Raw genomic sequence first — 15,692 nt, 5'->3', positions numbered from 1 at the left:
GACATTCAGTCAGTTACGGCTCCAAGCCCCATACTTTGGTGTTTCCCTGATACCCGGTTACCTTGTTCCAAGTTGCAAGAGCCGTCTTGGATGCGTCATAGGAATAGTCATTACTTTGATCGAAATTGCTCCAATTCGTTTTGGAAAAGCGTCCCTGGATCACGCCGGTCTCTGCTCCAGCGGCCAAACTGCCCGCTCCAGACTTGAAGCCAATCTCCAAATACGTGTCAGCTGTACCCTTCGCCGGATTTACTGTACCAAATGTCCCTTCTATATTAGCTGCGCCAACCTGGGCATAATCGCACCAGAAGGTCATATTCTCCGTACCATCCTTGGTGAAGTAATACCGGATCTTCACGGTACTGAGATCAATCGCCTGTGTTCCCGTATTCTTCACGTTGAACTGCGGGGCTACCGCATTACTCGAATTACCGGACCCTACACTGCGGTACTGCACTTCAAGTGTACCGGTAGTTACCGGAGGTGCAGAAGGCGTCAGGGCCAGGACGTTGGAAAGTGTCTGTCCATTCGCATTTACTGCTGCAATCCGATAATTGTACGTGGTGCCATTCACGGCTGTTGTATCCATATAAGTCAGCACAGACAATCCGGTTGCCACATCCACATATGCTCCGCCCGCAACCGAACGTTGCACCTTGTAGCTAGTAGCGCCCGAAGCTGCTGTCCAATTGAGGACCGACTGCGCATTGCCCGCTGTCCCACTTAAAGTCAGTGCCTCCGGAACTGTCGTTGCGGCTTGCGGCGTAGCCGACACCTGCACAGAACCTGCCGACTCCCCGGCTGAATTCACAGCAGTCACTACATAATAATAGGTCTTGCCATTCACAAGTCCCGTGTTCGTATAGGTCAGTCCATTAACACCCGTCGCGACAGATATATATGGTCCTCCACTCGCCTCGGAACGCTTCACCGTGTATGATTCGGCTCCGGATACACCTACCCAGCTCAGGTTAACCTGATTGCTTCCGGCCACAGCCTGCACACCAGCAGGTACGCCCGGAACCGTTACTGGTGTAACACCAGGCTCCTGTCCATACACCCACACCCCTGCATCATAGACTGGAAGGTACACGCTCTTCACAGGATTGCCTGTGGTCAGCGTCTGGAACGAGTGATCATTACTTGCATTCCATGCGCCCTGTGGGCCTGTAATGCGGAACTGTACTTCTTTGCGATAATTCCCTTCCCCACCCGGATAAATCTTCGTATTGCTGAAATTTGCAGTAATTGCATAGATATGCTCGGCTGCATTCACCACAACCGGTTGGGACACTGTCGCTCCTTCCGTATAGGAGGTCGTAACTTGCACGTCCGAGACAGTACGTCCGGCAGCATACACTTCACTCAGATCAAGGAAATACCTGAAGGACAATTGATCCCCCATTCGGGCAGGCCAAGCAGAACGATTATTCAGTTGTGCCCTGATTTCCGTATAATTGGAACCGGATGATTTGATGGTAGCCTCAACAAAGAACTCATCACCCTTCACCTCAGGTGCAGGAAAGTTCGAAAGGGGCTGATGATTCTGACCATACAGCAGATTCATCTTCGCCAGTGCACCTGTAAAGCCAGCATTGTAATCGGTTGCCACCTCATTGCTCACATAATCTCCGATATCATCGGTATAGCCATCCGATGCGTCTGGTCCACCAACCATGGCGCCGTACAGAATGTGGCGATGGTTAGCCGGGATATCTTCACTATTCAGCCATGAGCCGTGAGCGGTCCGATGATGCGGATGTTGGGGTGCATTTTGCCCGTATCCGACCACATAACTGCTCTGACGCGGGTTATCGCCCAGAATGTAGTTCATTTGTGAGACGGCAAAATCCTGATATCTTGCTTTTTTCACAGGGTCACTGACCCAATCGGAATACACAAACGAGATAAACGACGCATTCGCTGCATATCGGAGCGAGCCCCATTGATCCAGCCACGCCAGACCTCCCGGTGTGTATCTGACTCTCTGTCCATTCGTCCCAACAGACCAATAATCCAGGTTACGCTCGGTAGATTGAATAAACCTAGCAGCTTCCGGCATGTTCAGACTGGACGTAATACGCGCCAGCAAAATCTGGGCACCATAATTTTTGTTATCCCAGCCTTGTGTCCAGGTATATGGCCAATTGGCAGCACCTCCACTGGAAGACCACTGACTGGTGGCCGCAATGGCTTTGGACAAGTAAGTGCTGTCATTAGTAGCTAAATAAAGCCATGCCCCACCCCATGCCAGCTCATCATAGTATCCGGACCACGAGTTGTAGAACGATTGTGCATCGGTGATACAATCGGAGTACTTCCCCCGATATGTATCTGCAAAGTGATACAGTTCCTTCGCATGTTGAAGCAGCTTCGCTGAATACACTGGATCATCATCGGCAAATACAATGGAGGCAGCTGCCAGTGATGCAGCAGTTTCTCCCGCCAGGTCGCTGCCTGGACAAGAAGCATCAATCTTGAAGGCAGGACGGTTCATCTGCATCACTTCAGCCGGGCCCCACCAGGCATGATCCACATTCCCGGCTCCGACTTGTCCCCATAATTCATTTGGTTTCGTATGCGCTTTCATAAAATAGTCTGTGGCCCATTTGATATTATCCTTAATCTCTTCCAGCTGTCCTGCCTGCTCATACCCTTCGCGGTATTCCACGACGGACCAGGCAAGCATGGTAGCAGAATAAGCCATGGGTAATCCAAATTTCACATGATCTCCGGCATCATACCATCCCCCGGTCAGATCAACACCTACATCAGCCCCATCCTGCATACCCGAATCGCCACGCCATTCGACCCTGTTGCTCTCTGGCAATGGACCCGAACGCTGCGCCTCATAGAAATAGATGGCCTTTTGCAGTGCTTCAGCATAGTTCTGGTTTCCGGCGGCCGCATCCGCCTTACGAAGTCCTGTACCCATCGATAAACTCCCTGCCAGTAGTCCTGTCGATAACGCGATCATGGCGACTCGTCTCCACCAGCTCCCCTTCATGATTAACTATTCATCTCCTCTTCATGAGTGTTTCGTATGCATTCCTCTGGACTGCGAATTGAACCGCTCCTTCCCATGGTGTAACTCCGTGTAACTTCCACCATTAATTACCATTATAGTCGTTTGTTTAACTTGCAATATAAGCGTTGGTGACTTCTAAAATAACATTGTTGTGACCTGCTCGGCATCATGCGACAAAAAAAGCTGTTCCTCTGACGCATAATGCGCGTTAGAGAAACAGCTTCTTGATTGGGCTGTAACCAATACCACAACCCGAATGGCATTTCTGACCATCCAGCCTGTGTTTCTGCACATCACAAGGTGTCAGGTCATCTTATTGGTTACACTTTGAATTTGTTAATTTGCTCCTGCAATTCTTCCGCCATCTTGGATAACGAACCTGCGGATGATGCAATCTCTTCCATAGAAGCCAGCTGCTGCTCAGTTGCAGCAGATACATTATGCACTCCGCCTGCTGCTTCTCCGGCAATGTTGGAGATCTGACTCACATATCCTACAACCTCAGTTGTACTCGCAGACATTTCTTCTGAGCCTGCAGATACTTCCTGAATCTCACCCGCTACTTTGTTGACCGCATCCGAGATCTGCTCGAACGCTTGTCCTGCCGCTGTAACCATCTCGATTCCCGCTTCCGTCTCACTGCTGTTCACTTTGACAGCCTGAACAGCATGATCCGTATCTTTCTGAATCAATTGAACGAGATCCGTAATTCTTTGCGCAGATGTGGAAGATTCCTCGGCCAGCTTCCGTACTTCTCCCGCAACTACGGCGAAACCACGTCCATGCTCTCCCGCTCGTGCGGCTTCAATGGCTGCATTCAGTGCAAGCAGATTGGTCTGCCGGGCAATGTTGTTGATCACCTCGGTAATCGTGCCAATCTCTGCTGAACGTTCCCCCAGCCCTGTAACCAGCTCTGTCAGCGAAGCAATGGAATTGCGAACAGAACCCATCTGTTCAACCGCTTGTTGAATAATCATGTTTCCTTCAGAAGATTGATTCGCCGCATCTACAGCCGATACCGATACACTCTGAGCAAGCTCGGCGATCTGTTCTGATCCAAGAGCCATCTCATTCATCGCCTGTGAAGAACGCTTCACAATATCAACCTGATCCGACGTGCCCACAGCCAATTCCTCTACCGTTTCAGAAATCTGTTCCGAGGCTTGAGTATTTTGCTCTGCACTTGCAAGAAGTTCTTCCGATGAAGCCGCTACTTGCTCAGAAGTCACCGCTACAGATTGAATCATCGCGCGTAGATTGCCACTCATGATATTGAAAGAAGTTGCCAGTGTTCCCAGTTCGTCCTTGTTCTTCAGTACAATCGTCTCACCCGTCAGATCTCCATTGGCAATCGCCATGGCTGCTTCATTCATCTTCTTGATTGGACGTGAGATGATGCTTGCAATGAAGAATGCAATGAACACTGCGATCAGGAATGCAAAAATCGTCACAGCCAAAATTACATTAAATGTATTTTCGGCCACCTCAACAGATTCATTCGTTGCCGCGTCCGATCCTTCATTACCCAGGGTAATTAACTTGGCGATCGAATCGTTTGCCGTGTACCACGTTGGATAAGCCTCCGTGTGTAAACGACTGGACTCATCATAATTGTTGTTCAAACCAAATTCGATAAATGCCGGCATTTTCGCCACATAAGCATCATAATTCGTACTGAAATCATTGTAGAGCTTCATCGCCTCATCATTGCTCTCAATGAACGTTAGCAACTGTTTACGTTCATCTTCAATCTTCGTAAGCAGTAGCTGTAACGCTTCATTTAACTTGGCTGTTTCATCTTTGTTCTGTTCAACGATGATGGCCAGTGCCAAGCGCTCTACATCAGAAATATCGCCATTCATCTGACCCAGCAGACTTACACTCGGCATCCAGGTCTGATCCACATCGTTGGCTTTGCCAGACATATTATGGATCTGTACTAAAGCATAGCCACTTACAATAACCAACAGAGCCACGACTATGAGAAAACCAGTCAGTAACTTGCCTCGAATCGTTAACTTCAATTTCCCCAATATGTTCCCCCGCGTGTCTTCCATGTGTCCCACTCCTCAAAATAATACATATTTATAGTATATCGTCACCTATCGTCATGAATTGTAGATGTTAGAATTCAATTTCTATAAACTTCATGTAACTTCTAATATAACGCCAAAGAAGTCTCCCATCTTTGGCAGAACCAGAGATAAGAGACTTCTTTCATTAAACGAAACTACCACCACTTCACTAGACATTACATTAAGACGCTATCGGAAAACCCGTCGGTGTATGTTAATGAAGAAGTCGGGGATCGACTTGGTATAATTGCGGGTTGTAATCAAAACCACACTAAGCAGGCTACCCAGAATGAATCCCCCCAGGATATCTCCTGGATAATGCACACCAACATATACGCGTGACACCCCTGTCAACACAGCAAGCAACAGCATCCATAACCCGAAGCGACGTCCAATAAAGAATGAAGCAGCTGCTAGAGCAAATACAAAGGAAGCATGCTTACTTGGAAAAGAAGGATCAGGTACATGGGCAACCAGCTGATGCACGGTTCCTTCCACAAAAGGTCTTGGATGGCCCACTGCTGGTGATATCCCCCATTTGGCCAGAGCTAGCGCTACAATGGAAGCCACACAGGCATAGAAGACAATTCGCTGCTTCGATGGATCGCCGAGAAACCATACGATAACGAGCAGAGCGATCATAACCCAGACCGCATACTCGGAAGATGTAATCATAAACCAGTCCAGAAACGGAATTCGGTCTGCAAACTGATTAATCCAATTAAATATTGATTGATTCATAACGCCTTTTCATACCCCCATTACACAAAACAAGATTATTTTTAACATAATAAATATACACTAACTATTTGTCAAACATTCTACAATTTGACCGAAGTTACGAAATCAAAGAGGACATTTTCCTTTCTTTTTGTTAAACTAGTTTGGGTTACATATCAGTTCAATCATAGAAAGGTGAAGATTATGCTAAAAAAATGGTTATGGGGTACAGCCCTGACCTTGGCACTTGCAGTTACAGGTGTCATTGTCTATTACGGATATTCGATTGTTCATTTTGCCAATAGCATCTCAACGGCTTCCGGGACTTCATCCAACGCTTCCTCTTCCGGCACAAACAGCGATTCAGACACACCGACTACATCAATTCCCGAGTGGGAGGGTCAGGAACGGGTGAACATTCTGTTGATTGGTGGAGACTCCAGAGGCGATGATGCGGGACGTGCGGACTCCGTCTTGGTTGCTTCCATTGATCCGGTATCCAAAAAGGCACATCTGTTCTCCGTGCTGCGAGATACCTATGTGAAGATACCCGGACATGGTAAGAGCAGACTCAACTCTGCTTACTCCTTCGGGGGGGCGGAACTGACCAAACAAACCGTCAGTGACCTGCTCGGTATCCCCATTCAGCATTATGTCTACACGGACTTTACAGGCTTCATGGCACTCGTTGATGCTGTAGGTGGCATTGAGATCGACGTGGAGAAAGACATGTACTACACCAGTAAAGCGGATAAACACATGTACGATATAGACTTAAAAAAAGGATTGCAACATATGGACGGCAAGACCGCCCTGCAATATGTAAGGTTTCGGCATGATGCAACCTCGGATTTCACACGTACCCAACGGCAACGAATATTCATGACTGAACTGGTCAAGAAGATGCAGAACACCACTTCGATATTCAAAATTCCTGATATTCTGGAAGCTGTTGCTCCCTATATTGAGACCGACCTTAGTCCAACCCAGATGTTAAAACTGGCATCTCTGGGCTTCAATATCAATGTGAGCGATGTTGACCAGCAGCAGATCCCGCCAAATAAACTGTTGACCAATGAACTTGCCGGCTCAGCTCAGGTGCTGGGTGTCGATGTAACCAAACTCCAGTCCTACATTCAGAAACTGTTTGAAGAAGATACCTTATCCTCCGAGACCCCATCATCAGAGGAACTGAACTAAAACAAGCAAGAAATTGGAGCATTTATTGAACAAGATATGCCTGAGTGATATATCAACTGAAAAGACGGCCGAAGCCGTCTTTTTTAGTACCTATTTTCTCCATTTAATGCAGCCTTAATGTTTAACAGGTACCCTTATATGATGAACTCCGGTTCCTGGAGGGAGGACTACATGTGAAAAAACCGCGCATAGCGGAATGGACCGCGCTGCGAGGCATTGCTTTTCTGGCGATCGTCATGCAGCATAGTATCGCTGAGTATATCTATCGCGCCGATATTGAGCAACCGGATTCCATTATGCTGACCATGATTTATCATCTGACCCGGTTCGGTACGCCAACGTTTGTATTTCTATCGGGTGTAATGTTGTTTTACCATCATCGTAGTACCAAACCGGACTATCCTCGCTTCATTCGGAAGCGTTTTGGTGATATTTATATGCCGTTTGTCGTATGGACACTGATCTACTGGCTTGCTGTCCGTATCTTCACCCCGGCGTTCTGGCTTGCAGGCATACCCGATTTTCGCAGTCTTATTCGTGAACTGTTTGTCCCGCAGACGGGATATCATCTCTGGTTTGTCATTATGGTGTTTCAGTTTTACATCCTGTTCCCCCTGTTTTTAGCAGGAGCGAAAGCCATTCAGAGACGTATCCAGAACGTCTCACGTTTCTCGCCCATGCAAGTCATGATGGGGTTAATTCTTTTTGCAGCAGCGTTGTATGCCCTGCTTATGAAATGGTCCTACTATAATATGGGTGGCTGGACAGAATCACTGTCTGAGCCTTGGTCAACGTTACTGCAATATCGATCCTATTCATGGATCATGTACTGGTTCTACTTTTTGCTGGGTGCCGTGTGTGCCTGGTCAGTGGATAACTGGAGGAGCCTGACTACCAAGATCCTGCCCTGGACGATCTGTCTGTTCATAGGGATGTATATCTGGCTTGGATACGATGTGCTGCGCGGGTCCGGGGATGTTGTTAATCTGAATATCTCGACCTATCTGAAGCCAACTACATTCCTGATCATTGTGGCTCAGATGCTCATGTTCTACGGTTTCCTTATACTGATACAAGGAACAGACACGAAGTTTCAGCACCTGTTATCCTGGATAGGCCGCTACTCATTTGGCGGATATCTGGTTCATGCACTGGTCATCTACGCGATCGCTTACGTCACCAGACCGCTTCAACTCAGTGGATGGCATCTGCCGGTAACATTGCTCTCGTTCCTCGTAACGGTTGCTATGGCTTTAGCGATCAGTTGGGCGCTGTCCAAGCTTCCTGGCTCCCGCTTCACGGTAGGATTAATACGAAAACCAAGCTCCAGACCTCATCCATCTGTTACAGCGGACAAGAGAAATTCACCTCAGCCAAGCCCATCACCTGTTCCCACCTGCATTCAGGAAACGAGTGAGACATTATGAAGCAGGAAGAGCGTCCCCCTTATGGAGACGCTCTTCTTTATTTCACTTCAGTCGAAGTGGATCTTCCAGGAACAGGCTCCTGGGGACCTGGGGCTGGATGCGCGTTGCCCTTCTGATTCACAAACCTCTTCAGATCACCCGTCAATTGTTCCTTCAGCTTGTCCACCAGCTGCGTTTCGCTAATGCCTTTTGCCTGAGCAATCTCGGCCAGGGACTTTCCTCCCTGAAGCTGCTCGTGCAGTTGAGCAGGTGTGACTCCAATAAACCGGGCAATGGCGCCCTTATCTACCATGGGACGTTTGCCATGGTGGGCAAACTCACGCCGCAAATCACGAAGCGGTGTATGGATGACCTTTTTCAACTTGGTATCCATATCCGCCTTCGTAGCTGCTGCTTGTTCCTTGGTGAGACAACCCTCATCTACAGCTTGATCCAGACGCTGCGCAAGTGTAGGCTTTAACTTCTGCAATAGCTGTTCTTCACTGAGTCCCTTACGCTCTTTGGCAATCTGGGACAATGTCTTACCCAGCTCCATCTGTTCTTTCAGATCCCTAAGCCCAATCCCAAGCAAATCTGCCGTTTCACCAATCATAAACAGGCCATGTCCTGCCTGCATACATGGCTTCGCTTGTCTGCCGGAGGAAGAAGCTTTAGACTCATCCTCATGTTCCTCAGCACGAACGGCTGGATCAGCGAATGCCACATGCCCCGTTGCTGCTGTTATCACTACGGCTGCCAATCCGGCTGCCATCCATGTTTTCCATTTCATTTGCATTTTTCTGCCGCCTTTCCGATGTCGAAATCCTGTGCCTTCCTAGTTTGAGCCTAAAATCCACTTTTTTATGCCATAAAATACAAAAAGTCATCATTTTTCTCACAAATGATCACAAAAAATCCTATTTTTTTCAGTTTATTTCCGCTATACTAAGTGTAACTTCATGATCTATATCAGTTGAACAGTCCTGAATCACCTTAGTCGCAGGAAGGACGATATGTAACGATGCGTAGAGAATGGTTAGATCCGTTTAGATCCGATCTGGAGGCCGTGTTCGCTTCAGCGGAAGAACTCGTACGGAAATATCCCGAACCTCTATCAGGATATGGATTGGAACAACTTCATTCGGTCAATCCCCTGTTACGAGATTCGGGGCATAGTTATATCGGGTACATCATTCCTCTCTGGATGCAACATTCGGATGGACTATCCCGTGAGAACGCACACCAACTGAGTACAGCCTGTCTCATTCACATGTTATATTTCCTGAACCAGGACGACGTGATGGATGAACAGCCTGAGGATGCCACACGGAAGTTATCCCTGGGTAATCTATACTACATGGATGCACTTCAATCCTACTCGGAGTTATTCGATCCTACCTCCACATTCTGGATCTATTTCAGACAATATGTCGTGGATTGGGCCGTCAGCGTTACGGGTGAGCATTTCATTGATTATTTTCAACATAATCCCTTGCTGATTGCGCAGAAAGCTGCCCCTCTGCTCATTGGAGCTACTGGTGCACTCCTTCTACTGGAACAATCCGACCAGATGAACCCGGTGTGCTCTGCCATCAACATTATACTCATGACCCTCCAGATGACTGATGACTTCACAGACACACAACAAGATGCCGTGCATGGAAATTACAACAGCTACCTCTCCCACATATCCGCAGCACTGAACCATAACTATCCAGATCATCCGCTAAGTGAATGTATACATGACAATGTATACAATACACAACTCATGAACTCTTACGTAGACATTGCTAATCACTATAATCGTACATTAACATCTTCTAACTTGGGAATATCACACCTTGAAGCATTTAATTCCTATTTATGCAGCACTTTGGTACAAGCTGTTCAGGAGATTACACAACGGAAAAAAAGGCTCCTCCAAGGCGGGTTTCATTACTGGATCAGCGATCAACAACTGGAATCTTGAGCACAAGGGTGAAGCTGATTCGGTTTAATTTTAAATATGAAGGGAATGTTGACGATGATGGTATCAGAGAAAACGTTGCATGAGGATATTATTGAAAAAGCTTGGAGCGACGAGCACTTCAGACAACAATTGCACTCCAATCCGAAGCAAGCGCTTCGTGAAGCATTCGGCATCGTAATCCCGGAAAACATTAAAGTACGTACCGTTGAGGAACAGCAGAATGACTACGTTCTTGTCATACCTCCAAATCCTTCAAAGGTAAATTATGATGTAAATTGTGGACCTTGGAGAAGCTAAGTCAGATAAGTTAACTTTATAGTGCAAGAAGTCAGGGGTAGGAACAAAAAAAAGCGGTTGTATCCTTCTGCGAGTTCGTCATTCGACGAACTCGGCAAAAGATACAACCGCTTCTGTTCCTACCCCTTTGGTGCTTGTAAAGCTGATCTGCCCTTGCATCGCTTCTACAATTCGGAAAGTAACCATCATGCCCAGACCTGTGCCTTTGATTTTATTGGAGAAATATGGCTCGCCCAACCGGGAGAGTGCTTCCTCGTTCATCCCTTCTCCGTTATCCCTGACATGCACTTTGATGATTCCGTCCTGCTTATACGCCCAGATATCAATCTGGCCTTGTCCCTGCAGAGCTTCGATACTGTTCTTGATGATATTGATAAAAGCCTGTTTGAACTTCGAGGAATTGCCCCGAATATACAGATCTGGGGGAATGTCTGTTGTGATTTTTCCACCCTCCAGATTAGCCATCGGTACAAGAATGCCTTCAATATGATTGAATTCATCCGAGATATTGAGCGAGATGATATGGTCAAATTCAGGTTTGGCAAAGGTAAGGAAGTCCGTTATGATGCCGGAAGCCCGATCAAGTTCCTCCAGTGCAATTCGAACATACCCCTTATTTTTATTGTCTTCCTGTTCTGTCATAAGCTGCAGGAACCCTCTTGTCACCTGAAGTGGATTACGCACTTCATGGGCAACGGAAGCAGCCAGTTCACTAATAATCTCCATCTTCTCGGATCGCTGCAACTCATTGTTGAACAACTCCAATTCCTTGGAGTACTCTAGAACCTTGGTATGTTTTTCGGCAAAGCGACTTCCGAGAATCGCAATTAACGAGATCACAAATGCAACCATCGACCATTTCCACCATAACAGATGATATGAACCATTCCGCTGATAGTACCACAACAGTTCAGCCACACTAATTAGGGCAAATGTACCGAATCCTGTCGCAAGCAGCATCGTCTCCCGGTTTCGTTGCAGCGCTTTGGCGATGGTACCCACCAATAGAATCGTCAGCTGAATGACCAGCACCATGCCTACTACACGCTGTACGAGCAGATTGTAGAGCACATCCCATTGCCCGCCTGAAATAACATAGATAAATAGAGAGAACACAGCGACAACTGAATATATGAATAGTATTTTTCGCAGTTTGGTGAAGATTCCATGCAGTCCCGGCCCGATAATCTGTTCGAAGAAATAACAGAGCGCTGGCATACCCAACAGCATTGCCAGATCAAAGACTACGGAATACAGGTCACCATGCACCTGATAGAACGTATACAAAAATTGCGAGTACGTGATGATCATCGTGCCGATGGAGCCCATCACGATACATAGTGAGATCCACAATCCCTTGTGGAATTTGCCTAGAAAGAATGTGCAGCTCAGCATCGTAAGGGCTGTGAAGACAAAGGTCGCGCCCAAGATGACATCAATAAGCCCGCTATGAATATATTTCTCCTGTAACATGGCATAATTCCCAACCTGAATGGTGCCTTGTACGCCCAGACGGCCTTTCTCATTTTGCGACCATACATAGACCGTGTCACCTGAATTTTCGCTGGATAACGGTAGCAACACAGCATTATTATCATAATTGTAATGGTAGTTCTCGTAGACCTTGCGGTCCTCCAGATAGATAACAATATGATTGCCTTTGATGTTTTCAAATCGAATGGCTGAACTTTCCTCACTCAATTCAGGGATGGTCAGACGAGTCCATAAGGAACTCGATCGATCTGTATTGCTGTACCCTAACTTATCGATGCCCTGATTTTCCCATATCTCGTCTGCTCTCTTAACCTCACTGATGAACCCTTGATCGTCAACGTTCCCCCATTTTACTTCCCATCCTGTAATGGATACAGGCTGCTGAACCTCTCCTGTAGTTGCAAAGACTATCCCATGCGGCATGCATAGAATAATCAATACACTCATCCATAAGATGACGATAGCTTTGGGCACATTTTTCATTCACAGCACCTCAAAGTGTTTATTTTCCTTATATTAGAATCTCTCATCTATCATTCGCCACGGTTTGTCACGTCACCTTCTTGAGATAAAATGAAATTTCACATTTAAGTCGATTTATAGTCTTATTTCCATTTTATTGTTAAAATCATTCGGTTAATCGCGCAGATCTTCGAACTGATTCTCTATCATTTCACGTTCTCTTTGTTCAACTTGACTGCGGAACTCAAGCCACTGCTCTGTTTCCTCATCATCATAGATGGTCCATATATCGGAAAAAAGGAAATCCCTCAGCTGGACAACTTGTCCGGACCATATACCGCCTACCCAAAACAAACCATCCGGACGACGGATGACGGTACGGGAGAACCCGGGTGTGGACGCCTTTTGCCCGATACGAATGCGTGTGATCATATTGCCCAGTGTGAACCAGTCCACTTGAAACCCTCCCTTACATATTCATGATTCATCATAACATAGCCAAAACATGAAAAGCTGCAAAAACGGTCGCTGCGTTTCAATCCTATTCTTCAGGTGTAATGGTTTCACAAAGCTAGCACACCACCCTAAGGAGATGATTTCAATGAATGATCCACATCGTACGGTCGAGGTAGAACATAAGGATGTCCAGCATAAATCGGATTCAAGTAAGGTCGCTTCCACATTTATTAAATATGCCGCGTATATCATTATCTTTTTTGGATTTTTATACTTCTTGGTCAAGTATGTATTTCCCAAATTCTAAGGCATTCATATCGCAGTGGACACCCGGAGATAATAACCCTTGCAAGATTACAATACCAGCGCTTTGGGTAACTACGGGTAATAGCTTTTGGGCAACTCAAATGAAAGGAAGTGCTACTCATGTCTGACAAACCAATCAGTAACGAAGAGAGCGACCGCTACTACGACCGTTATCAGAGGTCCCGCGATATTCCACCAGAGACGGAAGTTCCGGAAGGTGATATGGATACCTTTGACGAGGTTTCCGGCAGACGGATTGTCACGGAAGATTCGAATCTGCCACCGGTAGCAGCAACGGCTGTGGACGAGCCGGAATTGGATTCACGTTTGGCTGAGACGCCGCTGGAATCCGTACCCGATGCAGATCTGCTGCAACCGAACAGCCCGGTTGATCCTGCTGCACCTGATCCGGATGCATTGCATGGTATAGATCTGCTCAATGGCGCTGGTGCAGACGCCAAACCGGAGAACGACATTCCACCACGACGCTAATAGTCGTAATGACATCCTGAACAAGGAGGTGCATACACGATGAAAGATGAACGCAAAGAGCATGAGCACGAACCCGATAATCTGGTAACTGAACGGGATATTGATCCAGACTTTGGGCTCTTCACAGAAGATTCTTTTCCTGATGCGCTTGAGGACGAGGATCAGCGTGATGCTGTTGAACATGCCATTCCCAAGGAGAAGGCTTCCCGTAAGCCCTCTTTCGATGACCAATAAATATAGATCCGTAGTAGACTTAAAAAAGATGACGTCTGTAACTTCACAGCGTCATCTTTTTTCGTTACCTTTCAGTTCACTTTCTGTGCGCAATTCAGCGTCACCGCTTTGCAGAAACCTTACCTGTTCCAGACAGCTTGTGATCCAACCCAGACCACTTGGCTACAATCGCAGTGATTAACAGCGCAAGTCCGTTAATGATAAAAATCCAGCGAATCGGCAGCCAGCCACCGAGAACACCACCAATGATCGGCCCCGCCATCGTCCCGATTTGGGCTGCGGACTGATTCAAACTAAAGGCCCTGCCTCTAAAACTAGATGCAGTAGCCTGCACAATCATGGCGTTAATCGCCGGGAATACAGCCGCAAAGAATAATCCATACACAAACCGCAATATACCGAATCCGATATACCCTGTTATGAAGAACTGCAGAAGGTTCCCTACAGCCCCGCCAACCAGACCAATGATCAGCACTTTACCGTATCCAATCCTTGAACCAATCTTGCCCCACCTTGGTGCCATGATGACTGTCGCTACACCTACCGCCGAGAAAATAATACCCGAGCTGAGTGAGGCACGATCAGGCTGCACGCCCATTTCCATCACATACACCGTCAATAATGGCTCCAGAATCATGACCGAGAATGTACATATGCCCATCATGCCAAGCACAGTCATAAACAACCGATTCGCTCGCGCTTCACGTATATCATCCATGACGTGGGAACGTGCCTTATTCCGGTTGAAGTTTTCCTCTTTTACCCAGAAGGTTGCGATAATCGCAGAGATTAGCACTACAATGGCCGAAAACAAAAATGCATTCCGGTTACCATAATAGTGACTCACCACCCCACCGATCAACGGTCCGATAATACCACCTGTTGCTCCCGCTGTAGACATAATGCCCAGTGCATACCCTGTCTTCTCTTCCGGTGTATTCGTGCCTACCAGGGCAATCGCTGCTGGAACAAACCCTGCAAGCAGACCCTGGAACAACCGAACAACAATCAGTGAATAGGGGTCCTGCACGAAGTAATTGATTAAATACAAGACGGCAAGACTATATCCCGACCGAATGAGCATGGGCTTGCGCCCATATTTGTCAGCCAGTGACCCCCAGAAGGGAGACACGAGAGCACTCGCGAGAAACGTAATACCGAAGGCCAATCCTGACCATAACTCCAGATGATCACGAACCCCCAGATCAGCACTAAGAAACAGGGGCAGAAACGGAATCGAGATCGAATACGCGGTGCTGCAAAAAAATACACCAATCCACAATATCACCAAATTGCGCTTCCACGAGAAGTTCATATGCCCACACGCCCTTTCCGTTACTGACGCCGGGACTGCCGTGTATTGGAGCGGACGGAACAGACCCGTACGTCCCCAATGCGGAAGCATTTTCCTTATTTTACACCCATGATTCCATGAAGACCATCCCTTGTTCACCACAACCACATGTATTGCATTGCCATCCTGTCCACAAAAACGGTATGATAGTTGGGTAAATATCCAAATAAGATTTGGAGATAATATATCATGCAGAGAT

The 15,692-nt window shown here is 47.1% G+C and carries 14 protein-coding genes; 7 read left to right on the top strand and 7 right to left on the bottom strand.

Annotated features, from left to right (window positions below):
* Positions 1 to 13: 13 nt before the first annotated feature.
* The 3 genes from M1D71_RS05450 to M1D71_RS05440 form a co-directional block, all read right to left on the bottom strand.
* Complete coding sequence (locus M1D71_RS05450) at positions 14 to 3,007, bottom strand: glycoside hydrolase family 9 protein (RefSeq protein WP_458125591.1); 2,994 nt, start codon at positions 3,005 to 3,007, stop codon at positions 14 to 16.
* A gap of 341 nt (positions 3,008 to 3,348) precedes the next feature.
* Positions 3,349 to 5,085 (bottom strand): methyl-accepting chemotaxis protein, encoded by a 1,737-nt coding sequence (locus M1D71_RS05445; RefSeq protein WP_458125590.1) that lies wholly within the window; start codon positions 5,083 to 5,085, stop codon positions 3,349 to 3,351.
* 207 nt (positions 5,086 to 5,292) lie between these two features.
* Positions 5,293 to 5,844: an undecaprenyl-diphosphatase gene (locus tag M1D71_RS05440; RefSeq protein WP_458125589.1), complete on the bottom strand. Its 552-nt coding sequence runs from the start codon at positions 5,842 to 5,844 to the stop codon at positions 5,293 to 5,295.
* Positions 5,845 to 6,027: 183 nt separating this feature from the next.
* Between M1D71_RS05440 and M1D71_RS05435 the strand changes: the two genes are divergently transcribed.
* Positions 6,028 to 7,023: an LCP family protein gene (locus M1D71_RS05435; protein WP_458125588.1), complete on the top strand. Its 996-nt coding sequence runs from the start codon at positions 6,028 to 6,030 to the stop codon at positions 7,021 to 7,023.
* Positions 7,024 to 7,196: 173 nt separating this feature from the next.
* Entirely contained in the window at positions 7,197 to 8,450 is a 1,254-nt protein-coding gene (locus M1D71_RS05430) for an acyltransferase (protein ID WP_458125587.1), read from the top strand.
* 37 nt (positions 8,451 to 8,487) lie between these two features.
* On the opposite strand, the gene M1D71_RS05425 is transcribed toward M1D71_RS05430, so the two are convergent.
* Positions 8,488 to 9,225, bottom strand: coding sequence for a hypothetical protein (locus M1D71_RS05425; RefSeq protein WP_458125586.1), 738 nt, complete (start codon positions 9,223 to 9,225; stop codon positions 8,488 to 8,490).
* Positions 9,226 to 9,450: 225 nt separating this feature from the next.
* On the opposite strand from M1D71_RS05425, the gene M1D71_RS05420 reads away from it, so the two are divergent.
* Entirely contained in the window at positions 9,451 to 10,398 is a 948-nt protein-coding gene (locus M1D71_RS05420; RefSeq protein WP_458125585.1) for a hypothetical protein, read from the top strand.
* A gap of 54 nt (positions 10,399 to 10,452) precedes the next feature.
* Complete coding sequence (locus tag M1D71_RS05415) at positions 10,453 to 10,695, top strand: NHLP leader peptide family RiPP precursor (RefSeq protein WP_458125584.1); 243 nt, start codon at positions 10,453 to 10,455, stop codon at positions 10,693 to 10,695.
* Positions 10,696 to 10,773: 78 nt separating this feature from the next.
* Here the strand turns inward: M1D71_RS05415 and M1D71_RS05410 are convergent, their stop codons facing one another.
* A complete protein-coding gene (locus M1D71_RS05410; RefSeq protein ID WP_458125583.1) occupies positions 10,774 to 12,672 on the bottom strand; it encodes an ATP-binding protein in 1,899 nt (632 codons plus the stop codon).
* 153 nt (positions 12,673 to 12,825) lie between these two features.
* The gene (locus M1D71_RS05405) at positions 12,826 to 13,107 is read right to left on the bottom strand and encodes a hypothetical protein (RefSeq protein ID WP_458125582.1); all 282 of its coding nucleotides are present in this window, start codon (positions 13,105 to 13,107) and stop codon (positions 12,826 to 12,828) included.
* Positions 13,108 to 13,252: 145 nt separating this feature from the next.
* Between M1D71_RS05405 and M1D71_RS05400 the strand changes: the two genes are divergently transcribed.
* The 3 genes from M1D71_RS05400 (at position 13,253) to M1D71_RS05390 (ending at position 14,139) form a co-directional block, all read left to right on the top strand.
* Positions 13,253 to 13,414 (top strand): hypothetical protein, encoded by a 162-nt coding sequence (locus tag M1D71_RS05400; RefSeq protein WP_458125581.1) that lies wholly within the window; start codon positions 13,253 to 13,255, stop codon positions 13,412 to 13,414.
* 119 nt (positions 13,415 to 13,533) lie between these two features.
* Entirely contained in the window at positions 13,534 to 13,905 is a 372-nt protein-coding gene (locus tag M1D71_RS05395; protein ID WP_458125580.1) for a hypothetical protein, read from the top strand.
* Positions 13,906 to 13,944: 39 nt separating this feature from the next.
* Positions 13,945 to 14,139: a hypothetical protein gene (locus M1D71_RS05390; protein WP_458125579.1), complete on the top strand. Its 195-nt coding sequence runs from the start codon at positions 13,945 to 13,947 to the stop codon at positions 14,137 to 14,139.
* Between the two features lie 100 nt (positions 14,140 to 14,239).
* On the opposite strand, the gene M1D71_RS05385 is transcribed toward M1D71_RS05390, so the two are convergent.
* Positions 14,240 to 15,454: an MFS transporter gene (locus M1D71_RS05385; RefSeq protein ID WP_458127176.1), complete on the bottom strand. Its 1,215-nt coding sequence runs from the start codon at positions 15,452 to 15,454 to the stop codon at positions 14,240 to 14,242.
* Between the last annotated feature and the right edge of the window lie 238 nt (positions 15,455 to 15,692).

This window comes from Paenibacillus sp. Z3-2 (assembly GCF_054161325.1).
The sequence above is the reverse complement of the archived record's forward strand: the minus strand, read 5'-3'. Positions and strand labels throughout refer to the sequence as shown.